General features: G+C 69.7%; 16 protein-coding genes. 7 read left to right on the top strand and 9 right to left on the bottom strand.

From position 1 onward, the window contains the following. Nucleotides 1–52: 52 nt before the first annotated feature. Nucleotides 53–2,590 (bottom strand): tipN, encoded by a 2,538-nt coding sequence (locus FKQ52_RS16830; protein WP_141627002.1) that lies wholly within the window; start codon nt 2,588–2,590, stop codon nt 53–55. Nucleotides 2,591–2,703: 113 nt separating this feature from the next. Next, the gene (locus FKQ52_RS09730; RefSeq protein WP_141627001.1) at nt 2,704–2,892 is read right to left on the bottom strand and encodes a hypothetical protein; all 189 of its coding nucleotides are present in this window, start codon (nt 2,890–2,892) and stop codon (nt 2,704–2,706) included. Between the two features lie 192 nt (nt 2,893–3,084). Here FKQ52_RS09730 and FKQ52_RS09725 point away from each other — a divergent pair, with 192 nt between their 5' ends. Then, complete coding sequence (locus tag FKQ52_RS09725) at nt 3,085–4,536, top strand: phospholipase D-like domain-containing protein (protein WP_240811610.1); 1,452 nt, start codon at nt 3,085–3,087, stop codon at nt 4,534–4,536. On the opposite strand, the gene FKQ52_RS09720 is transcribed toward FKQ52_RS09725, so the two are convergent. From FKQ52_RS09720 to folD, 3 genes are all read right to left on the bottom strand, one after another. Continuing rightward, nucleotides 4,523–5,260 (bottom strand): endonuclease/exonuclease/phosphatase family protein, encoded by a 738-nt coding sequence (locus FKQ52_RS09720; protein WP_141627000.1) that lies wholly within the window; start codon nt 5,258–5,260, stop codon nt 4,523–4,525. The two genes, FKQ52_RS09725 and FKQ52_RS09720, sit on opposite strands and share 14 nt — an antisense overlap. 99 nt (nt 5,261–5,359) lie before the next feature. Further along, nucleotides 5,360–5,935, bottom strand: coding sequence for a LemA family protein (locus FKQ52_RS09715; RefSeq protein WP_141626999.1), 576 nt, complete (start codon nt 5,933–5,935; stop codon nt 5,360–5,362). Between the two features lie 50 nt (nt 5,936–5,985). After that, nucleotides 5,986–6,909 (bottom strand): bifunctional methylenetetrahydrofolate dehydrogenase/methenyltetrahydrofolate cyclohydrolase FolD, encoded by a 924-nt coding sequence (gene folD / locus FKQ52_RS09710; protein ID WP_141626998.1) that lies wholly within the window; start codon nt 6,907–6,909, stop codon nt 5,986–5,988. Nucleotides 6,910–7,013: 104 nt separating this feature from the next. Between folD and FKQ52_RS09705 the strand changes: the two genes are divergently transcribed. Further along, nucleotides 7,014–8,855, top strand: coding sequence for a PPC domain-containing protein (locus FKQ52_RS09705; RefSeq protein WP_141626997.1), 1,842 nt, complete (start codon nt 7,014–7,016; stop codon nt 8,853–8,855). A gap of 17 nt (nt 8,856–8,872) precedes the next feature. Then, nucleotides 8,873–9,895 carry a type 2 isopentenyl-diphosphate Delta-isomerase gene (gene fni, locus FKQ52_RS09700; RefSeq protein ID WP_141626996.1) on the top strand — a complete coding sequence of 341 codons (1,023 nt, stop codon included), beginning with the start codon at nt 8,873–8,875 and terminating at the stop codon, nt 9,893–9,895. Nucleotides 9,896–10,173: 278 nt separating this feature from the next. Here fni and hutH read toward each other — a convergent pair whose 3' ends face one another. From hutH to hutG, 3 genes are all read right to left on the bottom strand, one after another. Then, nucleotides 10,174–11,703, bottom strand: a complete 1,530-nt coding sequence (gene hutH / locus FKQ52_RS09695; protein ID WP_141626995.1) for a histidine ammonia-lyase — start codon at nt 11,701–11,703, stop codon at nt 10,174–10,176. 158 nt (nt 11,704–11,861) lie between these two features. After that, nucleotides 11,862–13,520: a urocanate hydratase gene (gene hutU / locus FKQ52_RS09690; RefSeq protein WP_141628309.1), complete on the bottom strand. Its 1,659-nt coding sequence runs from the start codon at nt 13,518–13,520 to the stop codon at nt 11,862–11,864. Nucleotides 13,521–13,536: 16 nt separating this feature from the next. Beyond that, nucleotides 13,537–14,355 (bottom strand): N-formylglutamate deformylase, encoded by an 819-nt coding sequence (gene hutG / locus FKQ52_RS09685; RefSeq protein WP_141626994.1) that lies wholly within the window; start codon nt 14,353–14,355, stop codon nt 13,537–13,539. A gap of 67 nt (nt 14,356–14,422) precedes the next feature. Here hutG and FKQ52_RS09680 point away from each other — a divergent pair, with 67 nt between their 5' ends. Genes FKQ52_RS09680 through hutI form a run of 3 tightly spaced genes read left to right on the top strand, consistent with a single transcriptional unit; the run spans nt 14,423 to nt 17,687 of the window. After that, nucleotides 14,423–15,793 carry a formimidoylglutamate deiminase gene (locus FKQ52_RS09680; protein WP_370450940.1) on the top strand — a complete coding sequence of 457 codons (1,371 nt, stop codon included), beginning with the start codon at nt 14,423–14,425 and terminating at the stop codon, nt 15,791–15,793. Beyond that, nucleotides 15,790–16,491: a histidine utilization repressor gene (hutC, locus tag FKQ52_RS09675; protein ID WP_141626992.1), complete on the top strand. Its 702-nt coding sequence runs from the start codon at nt 15,790–15,792 to the stop codon at nt 16,489–16,491. The genes FKQ52_RS09680 and hutC overlap by 4 nt, the downstream gene beginning before the upstream one ends. After that, entirely contained in the window at nt 16,488–17,687 is a 1,200-nt protein-coding gene (hutI, locus tag FKQ52_RS09670) for an imidazolonepropionase (RefSeq protein WP_141626991.1), read from the top strand. Before hutC ends, hutI begins: the two co-directional genes overlap by 4 nt. A gap of 167 nt (nt 17,688–17,854) precedes the next feature. On the opposite strand, the gene FKQ52_RS09665 is transcribed toward hutI, so the two are convergent. Beyond that, complete coding sequence (locus FKQ52_RS09665) at nt 17,855–18,457, bottom strand: nitroreductase (protein ID WP_141626990.1); 603 nt, start codon at nt 18,455–18,457, stop codon at nt 17,855–17,857. 45 nt (nt 18,458–18,502) lie between these two features. On the opposite strand from FKQ52_RS09665, the gene FKQ52_RS09660 reads away from it, so the two are divergent. Beyond that, complete coding sequence (locus tag FKQ52_RS09660; RefSeq protein WP_141626989.1) at nt 18,503–19,153, top strand: NUDIX domain-containing protein; 651 nt, start codon at nt 18,503–18,505, stop codon at nt 19,151–19,153. Nucleotide 19,154: the final 1 nt, after the last annotated feature.

Raw genomic sequence — 19,154 nt, 5'->3', positions numbered from 1 at the left:
TTTCCGTCAAGTCGAAAACACCGGTTTCAAACGTGTCTGCGCGGCGCCTCGGTCAGGACAGATCCCCGATGGCGGCGTCCAGCAGCATGAAGGCCCGTCCGCCGTCCGATGTCAGTCGGCCGAGGATCGCCGGGCCGTCTCCGGCGGCGGCGTGGCCCTGCAACTCGCGCCCGAATGCCCGGACGTAGGACTCGGCGTCAGCGCGCAGGTCCGGGTCGGTCAGAACGCGACGCGAAACGCTGCGCACGGCGGCCGGAGCCACCCGACGCACGATCTGGCGCGCCCTGTCAGGATCGCGATCAGTCAGGGCGTGAGCCGCCTCCTCGACCCGCGAGCGCGGCAGCAAGGCGTTGGGATCGACCCCCATCCGACGGATGGCGGTCACCACCCGCTGGGTCAGCGTCTCCAGATTGCCGTCACCGCCCCCTCGAGGCATGACAGGGGTGTCGAGGTCCAGCGGCGCCTCGGCGGGGCCTTCATCGACCAGATCGGCCCAGTCCAGCGGTCGTGTCGGCTGGGACGGCGCGACCGGCGTCGGCTCCAGCTTCAGACGACCGCGCAGGCCGAAGCCCTTGCCGTCGTCAGCCGGGGGTGTGCGGGGCTCAGGCGGCGGTGCGGCGGGCTCACGACGGCGGGTGGTCGGGGTTTCGCCGGAGACCACGCCCATCAGACGCACGGCCTCGGTCAGCATGTCGTAGTTGCGGCGCACGCGCTCCTGGAAGCCGGCATCCAGCGCCTCGGTGTCGGCGGCGGCCTTCTGCGAAGCGGCGGACAGGGCGGCGAGGCCTTCCTCGACCGTGTTACGGACTTCCTCGACCCGCTTGCGGGCTTCTTCGGGCAGGCGCCCGGCGCGATCATCAAGATCGCCGATGGCCTCGTCGATGCGGGCGAGGGCGGCGTCCATGCGGCTGACGGTCTGTTCCAGCTTGTCGAGCACCCGTTCACCGGCCTGATCGACCAGATTGCCGGTCTCGGCGACGACGCGGCGAGCCGTCTCGACGCGGGAGTCGGCGGCGGCGTCGGCTTTCTGGGCAGCCTCGAACATGGCCTCACCCAGACGGTCGGCGCGCAGTTGGGCCTGATCGGCGGCCTCAGCGGCGGCGATGCGGGAGTCCTCGGCGGTGGCCTGAAGGGCGGCCAGGGCCCGGCGGGTTTCCTCGACCAGGGCATCACGGGCTTCGGCAGCCAGAGCCTCGAAGCGATCCAGGGCGACCTTGGTCGCCGCGTCGAAGCCGTCGGCCTCACGCTGGGACATCTCGACCAGCGCCTTGAACTGATCGGTGGCGGCCTCGACCAGATCCTTGACGCTCTCGGTCGTGCGGGTCGAGGTCTCGTCCAGCTCTCCGGCGGCGGCGCGGGCGGCGGACAGTTGTTCGCTGAGCTGGGCGCGCTGGCTTTCGACCTGGGCGGAGAAGTCCTCCTGATCGGTGCGCAGGGCGTAGGCGGCCGTGACGAGGGCGGCGCGCTGCTGACCCAAGCCTTCCTCGACCGACTGAATCTGTTCGGCCACGCCCGATCCGGCGTTCTCGAGACGCAGGGTCTGGCGGGCCAGATCGTCGGCGGCGACGCGCGCGGCGTCCTGGGCCTCTCCGGCGGCGGCGGCCAGATCGGCGGCGCGCGCGGCCAGGGCGGCCTCGGCTTCACGCAACTGGGTCTGTGCCAGATCGGAGGCGTCCACCACCATGCGGGACTGACGTTCGACGGCATCCAGAACACCGGCGGCTTGCTTGTCCAGGGCGGTCCCGAGCGCTTGCATCTGGTCCCGCTCGCCGCCGAGCTGTTCGGCCAGGCGCCGGGCGGTTCGGCCGGCGGTCTCCGCGGCTTCGTTCAGACGCGCGGTTTCCTGCGCCAGGGCTTCGCGGAGCAGGGCCATGTCGTTGCGGGCCCGTTCAGCGGAAAGGGAGGCCTGGTCGATGTCCATGCGCAGGGTCTGCAGAACCTCGCCGGTGCGCTGGGCGGCCAGAGCCGTGGGCGCGATCAGGGCTTCGGACAGATCGCGGGCGCGCTTGGTCTCGGCGGCCAGACCGGCGCCTTGACGCACGGCATGGGCCAGCATGATCGCCAGACCGGCCGGAGCCAGCGCGATCAACGCATAGACCGCGATCCGCAGCGGCTCCAGGTCGACCGAACCCGAGCCGATCTCGAAGGCGGCCCAGGCGGCGACGCCGCCGATCCACAGGGCCGCGGCGACGCCGGCGACCAGATAGGCGTGACGGCCCGAGGGCTGCGCGGTCTCACGGCGGCGCACGGAGGTGACCGGCGCCGGTGGCGGATCATAGGCGGCAGGGGGCGCGTCAGCGCTTTCGGCCAGGAAGCGGATTTCGACCGGCGACGTCTCAGCGGCCGGTTCAGGTTCGGGCTCCGGCGCGGGGCGGGCCGCGGGTTCGACCGTCTCGACCTCACGCTGGGCGGCCAGACGTTGTTCCTCGGCCAGACGGCGCCGACGACGCTCGGACATGGGGCGCTCGCCGCGGGCGGGCGACGGCGTTTCATCGACCGTTTCGGTGGTCGGCGTCTCGTCAGTCTGCGCTTCCGTCGCGGGCTCGGGATCAGACAGTTTCAGCGGCGGCCGTTGGCGGGGAGGCTTCATCAGGCGTTGATCTCGTCTCGAACGGCGTCAGCAGGACGCCCGCTGGGGGACGATGGAACCCTAGCGGGTCAATCACGCAGAGCAAAGTCGAGCCCGGACGATTCCGGAATCGCTCAACACTCGCGTTTTTGATCTTTCGAGACGGCGATCATGGCGGAGGGGGCCTCGGGGCCGCATTCGCGCACACGATGGATTTCGCGTTCAGGTTTTTGCGGGGCGTCGATGTCCAGGCCGAACTGCGACAGGGCCGCAGCGGCGAGCATGGCGATGAAGCCTGCGATCAAATCGATCAGCGCTTGCATCGCCGATCTCCCCTGTCCCGAATGACGCACGCCGTTATGCGCCCAAACCTTTCCCGAAACAATGCCGGTTCCATGAACAAAGCGTCACCATTGACCGTAGGCGTGACCGTGTGGGAACGGAAACACACGGCAGACGTCTCATAAGCGGGGAGGCGCATGCCGCCGTCATGCGAATCGGTCAGGCCTAGCGGCATGGAACACCACCACGAGACACTGTTCGCGCCGGGCCAGAACTGCTGGCGGGTGGAGACGGCGACCCGCTTTGCGGTGCTGATGGAGAACGCCGCCTACTTCTCCGCCCTGCGGTCGGCGCTCGACAAGGCGGAGCGGTCGGTCGTGTTGCTGGGCTGGCAGTTTGATCCGCGGACGCGCCTGCACCCCGACATCGCCAACGCCGGGCCGACCGACGAGATCGGTCGGCTGCTGCGCATGCTGGTGAAGTCCAAGCCCCAGCTGGACGTGCGGCTTCTGATCTGGAAGTCGCCCCTGTTGATCGCCGCCTCCCAGGGCTTTTTCCCCCAGCGGGCGCAGGCATGGTTCCGCAAGCGAATGGTCGAGCTCCGGCTGGACCCGCCGCCGGCGCCGGGCGCCTGCCACCATCAGAAGGTGGTGATCATCGACGACGCCGTGGCCTTTGTCGGCGGGGGCGACATCTCGGTTGATCGCTGGGACTGCGACGAGCATCTGGACGGCGACCCGAGGCGATGTCTGCCGTCCGGCCTGATCGCGCCGCCCCGGCATGAGGTGATGTGCGTGGTCGATGGTCCCGCCGCGCGGGCGCTGGGCGATCTGGCGCGGGAGCGCTGGCGCAAGGCGACCGGCGAGCGAACCATCGTCGACGTGGCGGCGAGCGATCCCTGGCCTGATGAAGTCGAGCCCGACATCTTCGACACCCCCATGGCCATCGCCCGAACCGAGCCGGGCTTCGGCCAGTGGGCCGAGACGCGCGAGAACGAGGCGCTGCATGTCGACGCCATCCGCCGGGCGAAGAAGCTGATCTATCTGGAAAACCAGTACTTCACCTCGCCGGTGATCGCCGCGGCGCTGGCCGAGCGGCTGGCGGAATGGGACGGGCCGGAGGTGGTGCTGGTCTCGACGGGCGGCAGTCCGAGCTGGTTCGACCGCCTGACCATGGATACCGCGCGCTCGGAGGTTCTGTACCGGCTGGAGCAGGCGGACCGGAACAACCGCTTCTTCGCCTTCGCGCCGCACACGGCGAACGGTCAGAGGATCATCGTCCACGCCAAGGTGTCCATCTATGACGATCAGGTGCTGCGGGTCGGATCGACCAATCTGAACAACCGCTCGCTGGGCTTTGACACCGAATGCGACGTCGCCGTCGCGCCGGGAACGGAGCAGGGCGCTGACGCCATCCGGCGCTTCCGCCACCGGACGCTGGGACATTGGATCGGTGTGGACGCCGAGGCGTTCGGCGCGGCGGAGGAGCTCACCGGCTCGGTCGGCATGGCCGTCCACCGTTTTGACACGGGGCGAATGCAAGTGCTCGGCGCGACGCCGCCGTCACGGGTCGAACAGGTGATCGCCGAGTTCCAGCTGGGCGACCCAACCTCGATGCGGGACGCCTTCAGACCGTGGAAGCGGCGGGCGACGTCGCACCGCCGCCTGCGGGTCAAGGCTGCCTGATCTCGAAGTCCACGATCAGCGGCAGGTGGTCCGACGCCATCCGCGCCAGAGGCGAGAACGGCGCCTTCACCCCGGTGACCATCACCTCCGGGCTGGTGAAGCAATGGTCGATGCGGATGGCGGGGAAGCTGGAGGGGAAGGTCTTCACGGACGGCTTCAGGCCCAGGGTCCGCTGACAGTCCGCCAGCTTGCCGGCGAGGGTCTGGTAGGGGCGGGTGATCGAGGTGGCGTTGAAGTCGCCGGTCAGCAGGGTCGGACCGGTGCAGTCCGGATGGCCCAGCCACTGATCGCCCACCAGGGCCTTGGCCTGAAGCCTCTGTTCGCGCGGGACCAACCCCAGATGGGTGTTGAAGACGTTGAGCGTGGCGCCGCCGATCTCGATGGCGACCCACAGGGCGCCGCGCGGCTCCAGCCCGGGGACGCCCCGAACCGTCGGCAGGGCGGCGGAGCGGATCAGACGCTCGGGCAGATGGGTCAGGACAGCGTCGCCGTACAGTTCCGCCTCGACCCGCATGGCCGGGTGGAAGTGGTGTGTCATCTTCAGCTGGGCCGCGATGGATTGGGCCTGATCGACGTAGCCGGTGCGGGCACGGCCCACGTCCAGCTCCTGCAGGCAGACGATGTCGGGCTCATGCTCGGCGATGACCGCGGCGATGCGGCTGACGTCCAGCTTGCGGTCCACGCCGACGCAGCGGTGGACGTTATAGGTCAACAGGCGGGGCATGGCGTTCCAGGCTGGCCCCGAAGACACGGGCCGATGGGTTCGTTCCCTTCTACACCTGAACTCATGACAGGCGTTGCGGTGGAGTAACCGGAGAGGCGACTATCTCGTTCCTGAACCGGCGCCCGGCACGGACGGCTCCGGCGTGAAGACCTGCATCCTTTCGCGGCCGCCGGACCAGAGTGAGGCCGGGAAGTGACCGAGCGCCGCATTATAGCTTTCGGCGGCCTCATTGTAGTCGTTGCGGGCGACGGCGATCCGGCCCTTGCTGCCCTCCAGACGGGAGCGGAGGACAACGAAGCTCTGGTTCGACTGAAGCTCGGGGTAGTGGGTCGATATCTGCTCGAGCTGAGCGAGTGAGCGGGTCAACCGGAGCTGGGCGGCCTGATAGCGGCGGAAAGCGGCGGGGTCGGTCGGCGTTTCGGGCGTGGAGACGGGCGGGGCGATCCCGGCTCCGATCTGGCGGAGCATGACGATGTCCTGCGGCGCGGCCGCGCCCTGGAGCGCGCCCACCATGTCAGCGGTCAGTCGGGCGCGGTTCTGATCCTGGGCCTGAACATCGGCCCAGCGGGCCTGGGCCATCTCCTCGCGCGTGGAACTGGCGTTCAGACCGCATCCCGCAAGCACCGTGGCCATGACCAGCATGACGGCGGCGAAGCGATGGGAGCGCTGGGTCATCGACCTCTCCTGGGAGCTGCGCGAACTATGAAGCCGGTTCGGAGCCGGGTTCAAGCGTCCAGGGACTCGGCGTCCACACCCGCGCTGCGGCAGGCGGCGGTGTAGGTGTTGGCCAGCAGGCAGGCGATGGTCATGGGGCCGACGCCGCCCGGAACCGGGGTGATGCGTCCGGCGACCACGGCGGCCTCGTCGAAGGCGACGTCGCCGACCACGCGGGTCTTGCCCTCGGCGGCCTTCACCGGATCCTTCGAGGGCACGCGGTTGATGCCCACGTCGATGACGGTGGCGCCCGGCTTGATCCAGTCGCCGCGCACCATCTCCGGGCGGCCCACGGCGGCGACCACGATGTCGGCGGTGCGACACAGGGCGGGCAGGTCCTTCGTCCGCGAATGGGCGATGGTCACGGTGCAGCTCTCGGCCAGCAGCAACTGGGCCATCGGCTTGCCGACGATGTTCGAGCGGCCCACGACCACGGCGTTTAGCCCGGTCAGGTCGCCCAGTTCGGCGCGCAGCAGCATGATGCAGCCCAGCGGTGTGCAGGGCACGAGGCCCGGCAGGCCGACGGCCAGACGTCCCGCATTGACGACGTGGAAGCCGTCCACGTCCTTATCCGGATCGATGGCGTCCAGCACGGCGGCGCTGTCGATGTGGCCGGGCAGGGGCAGCTGGACAAGGATGCCGTGGATGCCCGTGTCAGCGTTGAGGGTCGCGATCAGGGCCAGAAGCTCGGCCTGCGTGGTCGTATCGGGCAGGCGGTGGGTGTCCGAGCGCATCCCGGCCCGTTGGGTCGTCTCGCCCTTGTTGCGGACGTAGATCTGGCTGGCGGGATCCTCGCCGACGATGACGACGGCCAGTCCGGGCTTGACGCCCTGGGCGGCCTCGAGCCGGGCGGAGGCGGCGGCGACACGGTCCACCAGACCGGCCGCGAAGGCCTTGCCGTCAATCAGGGTCGCGCGGGCGGGTTCGGCCGTCATGGTCTCGGCTCCGGTTCGTTTCGTCAGGAATCGTGCGGTGCGCGCGATTTACAGACGGGCGGGTTCGGCGTCTATGATCCCCTTAGACTCCCAGAGGATTCCGTATGCGCCGTTCGACCATTCTCGCCGCCGTCAGCAGTCTGGCGATCGTCGCCGCCCTCGCGGGGCCAGCGTTCGCGCAGGACCCGACGCCGTTGGCGCCGGGCGACCAGATCGAAGGCGAGATCACCGACACCGATCCGACCGGGCCGGACAACGGCTACCGCTACGACGGCTATGCGATCACCGCTGTGGCCGGGCAGCGGTTTGAGGTGGTCCTGCGCTCGGACGCCTTCGACGCCTTCCTGCAGGTCCAGAAGCAGGGCGAGGGCGAGGACGAGGTCCCGCTGGCCAGCGATGACGACGGGCTGGGCGAGGGCACCGACTCGCGTCTGCGCTTCACCGCGCCGTCCGACGGCGTCTACATCCTGCGCGCCCGCCCGCTGTCGGGGCTCGACGGCGGCGCCTACAGCCTGAGCCTGACCGAGCGGGCGCCGGCCGGGGCGCCGCCGGAGCCGCAGCCCATCCGCCTGGGCCAGACCATTGAGGGCGAGATCGGCGACGGTGATCCGGAGAGCGACGAGGGCATCGCCTACGACGCCTACGTCTTCGGCGGACGGCGCGGGGACCGGGTGGCGGTCGCGCTGGACTCCGAGGGCTTCGACCCGCTGGTCCGGATCGGCCGGATGACGAACGGGGTCTTCAGCGAACTGGCCTACAACGACGACGGCCCGGACTCGGGACTGAACTCCCGCCTGAACTTCACCCTGCCGGAGGACGGCGAATACGTCATCCGGGCGACCCCTCTGAGCGCCGGGGGGACCGGGCCCTACAGCCTGACCCTGTCCGAGGGACCGCCGCCGGTCGAGGCGCGGGCGATCCGGATCGGGGACACGGTGCGCGGGGAACTGACCGAGCAGGACGGTCTCAGCGCCAACGGCGTCCATGCCGACGCCTACCGGTTCACCGGCCGCGAGGGGCAGCGCGTCCGCATCGACATGACCTCCGGCGTGTTCGACACCTATCTGGAGCTGTTCGACGACAACCAGAGCAGTCTGGCGACCGACGATGACGGCGGACCGGAGGGCACCAACTCCCGGCTGGTCTTCACCCTGCCCAAGGACGGCGCCTATGTGATCGAAGCGCGGGCCTTCTCGGAGGCGACCGGCGAGTACCGGCTGGTCATCACCGAGGTCGCCCCGGATGCGCCGCCGCAGCCGCTGGCGTTCGGCCGGACCGTGCAGGGCGAGATCGACGAGAACGATTCCCGGGACGCCGACGACCGGGGCTACGACGCCTTCGTCTTCGAGGGCGTGGAGGGGCAGCGGGTCCGGGCGATCATGCGCTCGGGCGACTTCGACACCTATCTGCAGATCGGCAACGCCGAGGGCGATTTCACGGCTCTGGCGCGCGATGACGACGGGCTGGGCGAGGGGACGGACTCGCGCCTGACCTTCACCCTGCCGGCGGACGGTCGCTATGTGCTGCGGGCCGCGGCGCTGGGGTCTGACGGCGAGGGCCTTTACTCGCTGGAGCTTCAGGACCGCGGACCGCAACCCAAGCCGGGCAGCCTGCTGGTCGGCGCCACCGCGCGCGGCGCCCTGACCGAGACGGACGCCACCGCCGAGGACAACAGCTTCTATGACGCCTACCGGGTCCACCTGAAGGAGGGCGAGGAGCTGGTGATCAAGATGGTCTCCAACGACGTCGACAGCTTCCTGGTCATCGGACGTGTGCAGGAGGACGACACGATCGAGGCCCTGGCCTCGGACGACGACAGCCTGTCGGACACCCACGCCAAGCTGGAGTGGAAGGCGCCGGAGGACGGCGTGTACGAAATCCGCGCCGGGACGTTCGCGCAGGGTCAGACCGGCGCCTACGCCCTGATCGTCGAGAAGAAGCCCTGACGGCGTCGGAGCCGCCCATGCCGGACATCGTCTCTCGCAAGGATCAGCATCTGGACGTGATCCTGTCCGGGAAGGCGCGGCACGGGCGGGGGACGGGGCTCGAGGCGGTGCGCTTCGTCCACGAGGCGTTGCCTGACCTCGACTACGGCAAGATCGATCTGGGAACCGACTTCCTCGGGCGGCGGCTGAAGGCGCCGTTGTTGATCAGCGCCATGACCGGCGGGCCGTCGCGGGCCGAAGCGATCAACGCCCGGCTGGCCGAGGCGGCGCAGTCGCTGGGCATCGCCCTGGCGGTCGGGTCGCAGCGGGCGGCGCTGGAGTCCGATGCGCCGACGCCGGGGCTGGACATGAGCCTGCGTCTGAAGGCGCCGGACACCCCGATCCTGGCCAATATCGGCGCGGCCCAGCTGACGCGGGGCGTGGGGGCGGACGAGGCCCGGCGGATCGTGGACATGGTCGCCGCGGACGCCCTGATCGTGCATCTGAACCCCTTGCAGGAAGCCTGTCAGCCCGAGGGCGACCGCGACTGGTGGGGCGTCGGCGCGGCGCTGGAAGCGCTGGTGCGGACGGCGGACTTCCCCGTGGTGGTCAAGGAGACCGGGGCGGGAATCTCGGCGGCGACGGCGAAGCGGCTGGCCGAAATGGGCGTGGCGGGGCTGGATGTGTCCGGCGCGGGCGGCTCCAACTGGGGCCTGGTCGAGGGCGAGAGAGCCGAGAGCGAGGCCGACAAGACCCACGCCGCCGCCTTCTCCGACTGGGGCATTCCAACCGCGCAGGCCATCGTCGAGGTTCGCGCGGCCTGTCCCCGGACCCTGATCATCGGCTCGGGCGGCATCCGTGACGGGGTGGATGCGGCGAGGGCCTTGCGGCTGGGCGCCGACATGGTTGGTCAGGCGGCCGGGGTGCTGGCCGCCGCGACCGTCTCGACCGAGGCCGTGATCGCGCATTTCCAGACCTTGATCCGGCAACTGAGGACCGTTTGCTTCTGCACCGGCTCGGCAAATCTGACGGCGCTGACCCGGGCGCCGCTTCAGGACTGACAAGTGCACTCGGAAAAAATGGAGTGCACATAGTGCACTTTTTCCCTCTAGCCGAGTGTGGAGGGTCTGTTTCAACCTTGAATGAGGGCCTCGGGCGCGAAGGTGCGAGTCGAGCGACGGGGGGCTCGGCGAAATGTCCAGTGCGGCGGGGCGTTCAGCCGATGCTCAACCCGGAGGGTCACGGACCGCGATGTCAAAGACCGGGATGCAGTCTGACATGCCGATGCGTCGAATTTGGTCGTGTGGATAAATTCCCTCTCCCGATGGGAGAGGGGAGATTACGCCGACGGCAGCAGGTCCGCCGCGAACGCCCGGTAGCGGCCCGCGCGGACGGTGGCCGTCGCGCGTTCGATGTCCGGCGCGAAATAGTGGTCCGAGGCGTAGGGCTCGGCGGCTTCGCGGACGATGCTCCAGACCTGCTCCAGATCGGGCGAGCTGGTCAGGGGACGGTGGAAGTCCAGCCCTTGCGCGGCGGCCAGCAGTTCAATGCCGACGACAGTGGCGGTGTTCTCGGCCATGTCGAGCAGGCGGCGGGCGCCGTGGGTGGCCATGGAGACGTGGTCTTCCTGATTGGCGCTGGTCGGCACGGTGTCGATGACGCAGGGATGGGCGACCATGCGGTTCTCGGCGACGAGGGCGGCGGCGGTGACCTGGGCGATCATGAAGCCGGAGTTCAGGCCGCTTTCCTTGACCAGGAAGGCGGGCAGTTCGCTCATCTTCGGATCGACGAGGATGGCGGTGCGGCGCTCGGAGATATTGCCGATCTCGCACAGGACCATGGCGATCTGGTCGGCGGCGTAGGCGACCGGCTCGGCGTGAAAATTGCCGCCGGAGATCACGTCGCCGTCCTCGATGAAGACCAGCGGGTTGTCGGTGACGGCGTTGGCTTCGCGCTCCAGCATGGCGGCGGCGTTGCGCAGGACGTCGAGGGTGGCGCCCATGACCTGCGGCTGGCAGCGCAGGGAGTAGGGGTCCTGCACCTTGGCGCAGTCGTGGCGGTGGCTGTCGCGGATGGCTGAGCCGGAGATCAGGGCGCGCAGGCGGGCGGCGACGTCGATCTGGCCCGGCTGGCCACGCAGGGCGTGGATGCGGTGATCGAAGGGGGCGTCCGAGCCCTTGAGCGCATCAACCGACAGGGCCCCGGCGGCGATGCCCGCGGCGAAGACGGCCTCGGCGGCGAACAGGCCGGCGAGCGCGAGCGCGGTCGAGCACTGGGTGCCGTTCAGCAGGGCCAGACCTTCCTTGGGGCCGAGCACTACGGGCGTCAGGCCCACGCGGGCCAGGGCGGCCTCGGCGGACAGGACCTCGCCGTTGTGGCGGGCTTCGCCGACGCCGATGAGGACGCAGGACATGTGCGCCAGCGGGGCCAGATCGCCCGAGGCGCCGACCGAGCCCTTGGACGGGATGGACGGCAGGACGTCACCATTCACCAGCGCGATCAGGGCTTCGAGCGTGCCGCGACGGACGCCCGAGGCGCCCTTGGACAGGCTGGCGATCTTCAACACCAGCAGCAGGCGGGTGACGTTGTCGTCCAGCGGGGCGCCGACGCCGCAGGCGTGGCTGAGGACGAGGTTCTTCTGAAGGGTTTCAAGGTCTTCCGGCGCGATGCTGGTGTTGGCCAACAGGCCGAAGCCGGTATTGATCCCATAGACCGTGCGGCCCTCGGCGAGGATGGCGGCGACAACGGCGGCGCCCTTTTCGACATCGGCCCAGGCGGCGTCGGTCAGGCTGACCGTGACGGGTCCTTCGAGGACGGCGCGGAGTTGCGGCAGGGTGAGCGGGGATTGGCCGATGGTGATGTGGGTCATCTCGATCCTTCTCCCTTCCCCTCGAGGGGAAGGGCCGGGGATGGGGTGTTGGCAGTCTGTTGAAGGTTCAGGCGCGTGAGGCGACGGAGCCTTTTGCGGGAAGCGGGAAAGAGTGTGCGACCACCCCCACCCAACCCTCCCCCCTCGAGGGGGAGGGCTTATCGAAGCGAGGGCAGGTTCAGCCCGTGTTCCTTCGCGGCGGCTTTTGCGATGTCATAGCCCGCGTCGGCGTGGCGCATGACGCCGGTGGCGGGGTCGTTCCAGAGGACGCGTTCGAGGCGGGCGGCGGCTTCGGGCGTGCCGTCGGCGACGATGACGACGCCCGAGTGCTGGCTGTAGCCCATGCCGACGCCGCCCCCGTGGTGCAGGGACACCCAGCTGGCGCCGGACGCCGTGTTGAGCAGGGCGTTGAGCAGGGGCCAGTCGGAGACGGCGTCCGAGCCGTCCTGCATGGCCTCGGTCTCGCGGTTCGGGCTGGCGACGGAGCCGCTGTCGAGATGGTCGCGGCCGATGACGATGGGGCCGGACAGCTCACCCGAGGCGACCATCTCGTTGAACATCAGGCCCGCGCGGTGACGGTCGCCCAGACCGATCCAGCAGATGCGGGCGGGCAGGCCCTGGAAGGCGATGCGCTCGCCCGCCATGTCGAGCCAGCGGTGCAGGCCGGCGTTGTCCGGGAACAACTTTTTCATCGCGGCGTCGGTCTTCTTGATGTCCTCCGGATCGCCGGTCAGGGCGGCCCAGCGGAAGGGGCCGACGCCGCGGCAGAACAGCGGACGGATGTAGGCCGGGACGAAGCCGGGGAAGTCGAAGGCGCTGGCCACACCGGCGTCGAAGGCGACCTGACGGATGTTGTTGCCGTAGTCGGTGACCGGGATGCCCATGGCCTCGAAATCGAGCATGGCCTGAACGTGGACGGCGCAGGACTGGCGGGCGGCGGCCTCGACGGCGGCGGGGTCGGACTGGCGCTTGTCTTCCCACTCGGCGACGGTCCAGCCCATGGGCAGGTAGCCATTGACGAGGTCGTGGGCGCTGGTCTGGTCGGTGACCAGATCGGGGCGGACGCCGCGCTTGACCAGTTCAGGCAGAACTTCAGCCGCATTGCCCAACAGGCCGACAGAGATCGGCTTTTTGTCGATCTTCGATTGCTCGATCAGCGCCAGGGCCTCGTCCAGCGTCTCGGCCATGACGTCGAGGTAGCGGGTGCGCAGGCGCATCTCGATCCGGCTGCGCTGACATTCGATGGCGAGGCAGGAGGCGCCCGCCATGGTGGCCGCCAGCGTCTGGGCCCCGCCCATGCCGCCGAGCCCGGCGGTCAGGATCCACTTGCCCGACCAGTCGCCGTCGTAGTGCTGGCGTCCGGCCTCCATGAAGGTCTCATAGGTGCCCTGAACGATGCCCTGGGTGCCGATGTAGATCCACGAGCCGGCGGTCATCTGGCCGTACATGGCCAGCCCCTTCCTATCGAGCTCGTTGAAGTGATCCCAGGTCGCCCATTTGGGGACGAGGTTGGAGTTGGCGATCAGGACGCGGGGGGCGTCGACATGGGTGCGGAAGACGCCCACCGGCTTTCCCGACTGGACAAGCAGGGTCTGGTCGGCCTCGAGTGCGCGGAGCTGTTCGACGATGGTGTCGAAGGCCTGCCAGTTGCGGGCCGCCTTGCCGATGCCGCCGTAGACGACAAGGTCTTCCGGGCGCTCGGCCACCTCGGGATCGAGGTTGTTCATCATCATGCGCAGGGCGGCCTCGGCGGCCCAGGTCTTGGCGGTCATCTCAAGACCGCGCGGCGCGCGGACGATACGGGCGTTGGAGGTCATGGTGCTGCTCATGGGGTCAGGCCCGCTGGCTGATCGCGAAATCGCGGGCGGCGGTGAGGACATCGCGCAGGGTGCGCGTGATCGGGGCGGCGCGGCCCGCGTCGAAGGGCGTGGGCCAGCTCGCGGCGGTCATTTCGGCGGGCTCGTCGACGTAACCGCGGCAGGCCAGCTCCATCTGGATGGCGTGAGTTCCCCGGATGGGTTGGCCATAGTGCCGCGTGGTCCAGCCGCCCTTGAAGCGGCCGTTGACGACGTGGCTGTCGCCCGAGGCGATGCAGGCGGCCTCAACGGCGGCGGTCAGGGCCGGGTCGCAGGTGACGCCGCCGTTGTCGCCGATGTTGAACTGAGGCAGCTGCCCGTCGAACAGGCGCGGAACGTGCGAGCGGATGGAGTGGGCGTCGTAGAGGACGACGGGGCCGTTGGCGGACAGCCGCTCGATCTGGGCGGTCAGGGCGGCGTGGTACGGATCGAAGAATTCGGTGCGGCGGGCCTCGATCTCGACCGCGTCGGGCTCTTCACCCGCTTTGTAGAGAGGCTCGCCGTCGAAGGTCTCGGTGGGGCAGAGGCCCGTGGTGGTCATGCCCGGATAGAGGGAATGGCCGGAAGGGTCGCGGTTCACGTCGATGACGCTGCGCGAGATGGCGGTGCGGACCGTCGTGGCGCCCAGTTCGGTCGCGAAGGCGTAGAGACGGTCGATCCACCAGTCGGCGTCCTTGCGGGCGCGCCACGGGTCGATCATGCGGGCCTCGATGGCCGCCGGAATGTCCGTGCCGGTGTGGGGAAAGGCGACGATCAGCGGGGCGTCGCCGGGCGTCACCGTCAGCCAGTCGCTCATGCTCGCCTCCGTCTTGTCAGGGTCTCGATTATGTATAGACATATTCGGGTCGATGGAGAGTTGTCCAGTGCCGGAAACCGCCCACAGCCTGTTCTTCCGCCGCGCCCTGCTGCCGCTGGGCTGGGCCGGGAATGTGAGGATCACCGTCGCGGACGGGGCGGTCTCGGCGGTGGAGACCGACGCGATCCGGGCGCCGGGCGAGGTTGATCTGGGCGTGGCGCTGCCGGGGCTGTCGAACGTGCACAGCCATGCCTTTCAGCGGGCCATGGCCGGGCTGACCGAGGCGCGCGGGCCGAATGAGGGCGACGACTTCTGGTCCTGGCGGGCGCTGATGTACCGCTTCCTCGACCGGGGCGGGCCGGAGGAGATCGAGGCGATCACGGCGCTGGCCTTCGCCGAGATGCTGGAGGGCGGCTTCACCCGGGTGGGGGAGTTCCACTATCTGCACAATGACCCCGACGGGCGGGCCTATGCCGACCGGGGAGAGCTGGCGGGCCGGATCGCGGCGGCGGCGGAGGAGGCCGGGATCGCCCTGACCCTGCTGCCGGTCTTCTATGCCCACGCGGGCTTCGGCGGGACGCCGCCCGCGCATGGACAGCGACGCTTTATCAATGACATCGACGGCTTTGCGAAGCTGATGGATGAGAGCCGGAAGATCGCTTCAAGCCTGCCGGACGCGGTGGTCGGCGTGGCGCCGCACAGCCTGCGGGCGGTGACGCCGGAGGAGATCGCGGCGGTCGTGCCGATGGCTGATGGCGGACCGGTGCATATCCATGCGGCGGAGCAGACCAGGGAAGTTCAGGACTGCCTTGAGTGGTCGGGCGCGCGGCCGGTGCAGTGGCTGCTGGACAATGTCGGGCTGGACCGGCGCTGGTGCCTGATCCACGCGACCCATCTGACGGCGGACGAGACGGCACGGATGGCGCGGAGCGGCGCCGTGGCGGGCCTGTGCCCGGTGACGGAGGCCAATCTGGGCGACGGCGTCTTCCCGGCGGTGGACTTCTTCGCTGAGGGCGGGGCGTTCGGGGTCGGGACCGACTCGAACGTGCTGATCGACGCGGCGGGTGAGTTGAGGGCGCTGGAGTACAGCCAGCGACTGACCCGGCGCGGACGGGCGGTGCTGGCGGACAAGGAAGCCTCGACCGGCGGGACGCTGTACCGGCGCGCGCTGGCGGGCGGGGCGCAGGCGACCAACGGCACGACCGGGATCGCGGTCGGGCAGGCGGCGGACTTCGTCTCGCTGGAGACGGACGATCTGGCCTATGCGGGCCGGACCGATGACGCCCTGCTGGACAGTCTGGTCTTCGCCGGACCGAAGCGGGCGATCCGCACGGTCTGGCGGCGGGGCAGGGTGGTGGTCGAGAACGGCCGCCATGTGGGCCGGGAGGCCATTGAGGCCCGCTACCGCCGGGCGCTGGACGCCGTGCTGGGCGGATGAGCTCGCTGCATCGCCGGATCGGCGCGGACATCGAGCGGCGCATCCTGTCGGGCGAGTGGCCGCCCGGCGCGCGGGTGCCGACGGAGGCGGAGCTTCAGGCCGAGTACGGCTGCGCCCGGATGACGGTGTCGAAGGCGCTGACCGACCTGTCGGCGCGCGGGCTGATCGTGCGACGGCGTCGGTCGGGGTCGGTGGTGGCGCGACCGCCGGTGCATTCCGCCGTGCTGGACATCCCCGACATCGCCGCCGAGATCGAAGCGCGCGGCATGGCCTACGGCTATGAACTGATCGAACGCGGCGAGCGGGCGGCGACGGACGAGGAGCGCTGGCTGGGCGAGCGGGTGGTGGCGGTGGCCTGCCTGCACCGGGCCGACGGCGCGCCCTTCGCGCTGGAGCGACGCCTGATCGGTCTGGAGGCGACGCCCGAGGCGGCCGATGAGACGTTCGAGACCGTGTCGCCGGGCGGCTGGCTGCTGAAGCGGGCGCCGTGGACCGAGGCCGAGCACCGGATCGCGGCGGTGGCGGCGGACCGGGAGACGGCCCTGCGGCTGGACCTGGCGGCGGGCGAGGCCTGTCTGAAGGTGGAGCGCCGGACCTGGGCGGACGGCCGGGGCGTGACCTGCGCGTGGCAGACCTTCCCGGGGCAGGCCTATGATCTGGTCGCCCGTTTCTCTCCCGCGCGCCCGGAGGCCCGATGAGCACGACACTGCTGACCGACTGCCATGTGGCGACGATGCGTGAGGGCGGCGCGGCCTATGGCGCGATCGAGGACGCCGCCATCCTGATCCGCGACGGGAAGATCGCGTGGGTCGGGGCGCGGGCGGAGGCGCCGGCGGCGGAGGGGGTGGAAGGGCTTGATGGGCGCTGGGTCACGCCGGGGCTGATCGACTGCCATACCCATCTGGTGTTCGGCGGCGACCGGTCAGGCGAGTTCGAGCAGCGGCTGGGCGGGGCGACCTATGAGGAGATCGCGCGCGCCGGAGGCGGCATCGTCTCCTCGGTGAAGGCCACGCGGGCGGCGTCGGAGGATGAGCTTTATGCGAGCGCCCTCTCACGGCTGGAGGGGCTGAAGGCCACGGGCGTCACCACGGTGGAGATCAAGTCCGGCTACGGCCTGGACCGCGACAGCGAACTGGCCATGCTGCGCGTGGCGCGGCGGATCGGGCGCGAGGCGGGGGTGCGGGTGCGCACCAGCTATCTGGGCCTGCATGCCGTGCCGCCCGAGCTGAAGGCGGATCGCGGCGCCTATGTCGATCTGGCTATCGACGACATTCTGCCCGCGGCCCATGCCGAGGGGCTGGTCGACATGGTCGACGCCTATTGCGAGCCCATCGCCTTCACGACGGAGGAAGTGTCGCGCCTGTTCGACAAGGCGAAGGCGCTGGGTCTGCCGGTCAAGCTGCACGCCGACCAACTGTCGGACGGCGGCGGGGCGGCGCTGGCGGCGAAATACAACGCCCTGTCGGCGGATCATGTCGAGCATACGGCCGAGCCGGGCGTAAAGGCGATGGGCGAGGCGGGCGTGGTCGCCGTGCTCCTGCCGGGCGCCTTCCTGATGCTGCGCGAGACGACCCTGCCGCCCGTGGCCCTGTTCCGCCGGCATGGGGTCGAGATGGCGGTGGCGACGGACTGCAATCCGGGCACCTCGCCAGTGGCCTCGATGACGGCGGCGCTGAACCTGGCCTGTGTCCAGTTTCGCCTGACCCCGGAGGAGGCGCTGGCGGGCGCGACGCGGGTGGCGGCCAAGGCTCTCGGGCTGACGGACGTGGGGACCATCGAGGTCGGCAAGGCCGCGGATCTGGCCGTCTGGGACATCAGCCGACCCGCCGAGCTCTGCTACTGGCTGGGCAAGCCGCTGCTGCACGCGCGCTACCTGTCGGGCGGACGCGCATAGGTGGTTTGTTAAGGCGAATCCCCTCAACCTTCCCGTATGAAGCGGGACATGGTCGAGTTCGGACTGGTGGTCACCCTGGTGGCGACGACGATCCTGTTCGGCCTGGCGACGAGCCTGCAGGTGGCCGGGGTCTTTTCCTAGAAGCCGGAGCAGCGTCCGCTTTCGCCCTAGAGCTTCCATTCAGTGATGGCGGTCAGATCGGGGCGGGGACGCTCCAGCGGACCTTCGGCCAGGGCGCCGATGTGGATGAAGCCCGCGACGAGTTCACCCTCCTGAACGCCCAGCAGGGCCTTGGCGGCGGCATCATAGCTGTACCAGTCGGTGATCCAGCTGGCCGAATAGCCGAGCGCATTGGCGGCATGTTCGAGGTTCATGCAGACGGCGCCCGCCGACAGGTGCTGTTCCCAGATCGGCACCTTATGGCTGTCGACCGGGGAGGCGATGACGAGGATGGTCAGCGGCGGTGCGGTCAGTTTGCTGAGCACCTTGCGGGCCTTGTCGGCGCCGGGCTGGGCGTCGGCGAGGGGCAGCAGCTTTTCAGCCAGATCGACGCGGGCCCGCGGCCCCAGAACCACGAAACGCCAGGGGAAAAGCTTGCCGTGATCCGGCGTGCGCGCGCCCAGGAGCAGGATGCGCTCGATCTCCTCGCGCGACGGGCCGGGGCCGGTGAGGCTCTGCGCCGGGGCCGAACGGCGGCGGGCAAGCCGATCCGCGAACTCGGCGGAGGCGGTCGGGAGGGGCAGGGGGGCGCCCAGATCGGTATCGGTCATGAGGTGTAGCTAGTCGTCCACGCGCCGGGGCGCCATACCCGGAGGATGAACGACTCCCGTGACGCCTTCGACAAGGACCGCCCGACCCCGCTGTGGGATGATGGAAGCGACCGCCCGCCGCCGTGGCGGGACGCGGGCCACAGCGTCTTCTTCGAGAGCCCGTGGATGAAGCTGACCCGGCACGACGCGACCGCGCCGACCGGGCACAAGGCCGACTATATGGTGATGCGTCCGCAGAATATGTCGGTGGGCGTGCTGCCGCTGCATGCGGACGGGACGGTGACGCTGGTGGGCCAGCAGCGGTTCGCCCTGATGAACTGGTCCTGGGAAATGCCCGAGGGCGGCGCGCCCTATGACGAGGACCCGCTTGAAGGGGCGAAGCGCGAACTGGCGGAGGAGGCCGGGCTGGCCGCGGCGCAGTGGACGCTGGCCTACCGCGCGGAGATGTCGAATTCGATCACTGACGAGCGGGCGATGGCCTGGCTGGCGTGGGATTTCACCAAGGTTCCGGTGGCGCCGGACGAGACGGAGATCATCCGAGTGATCCGCGTGCCGTTCGGCGATCTGCTGCGCGAGATCGGGCGCGGGTCGATCCGGGACATGTTTACCCTCGCGACAGTGCTTCGGGCTTACCATATGGCGCGAGAGGGCGAACTGCCGCCCGAACTGGCGGAGGCCATGCTGGCCAGCGTATGAT

The sequence above is a fragment of the Brevundimonas sp. M20 genome (assembly GCF_006547065.1).
Classification (GTDB): Bacteria; Pseudomonadota; Alphaproteobacteria; order Caulobacterales; family Caulobacteraceae; genus Brevundimonas.
Note: the sequence above shows the minus strand (reverse complement) of the source record. Positions and strands in the feature narration are given on the sequence as shown.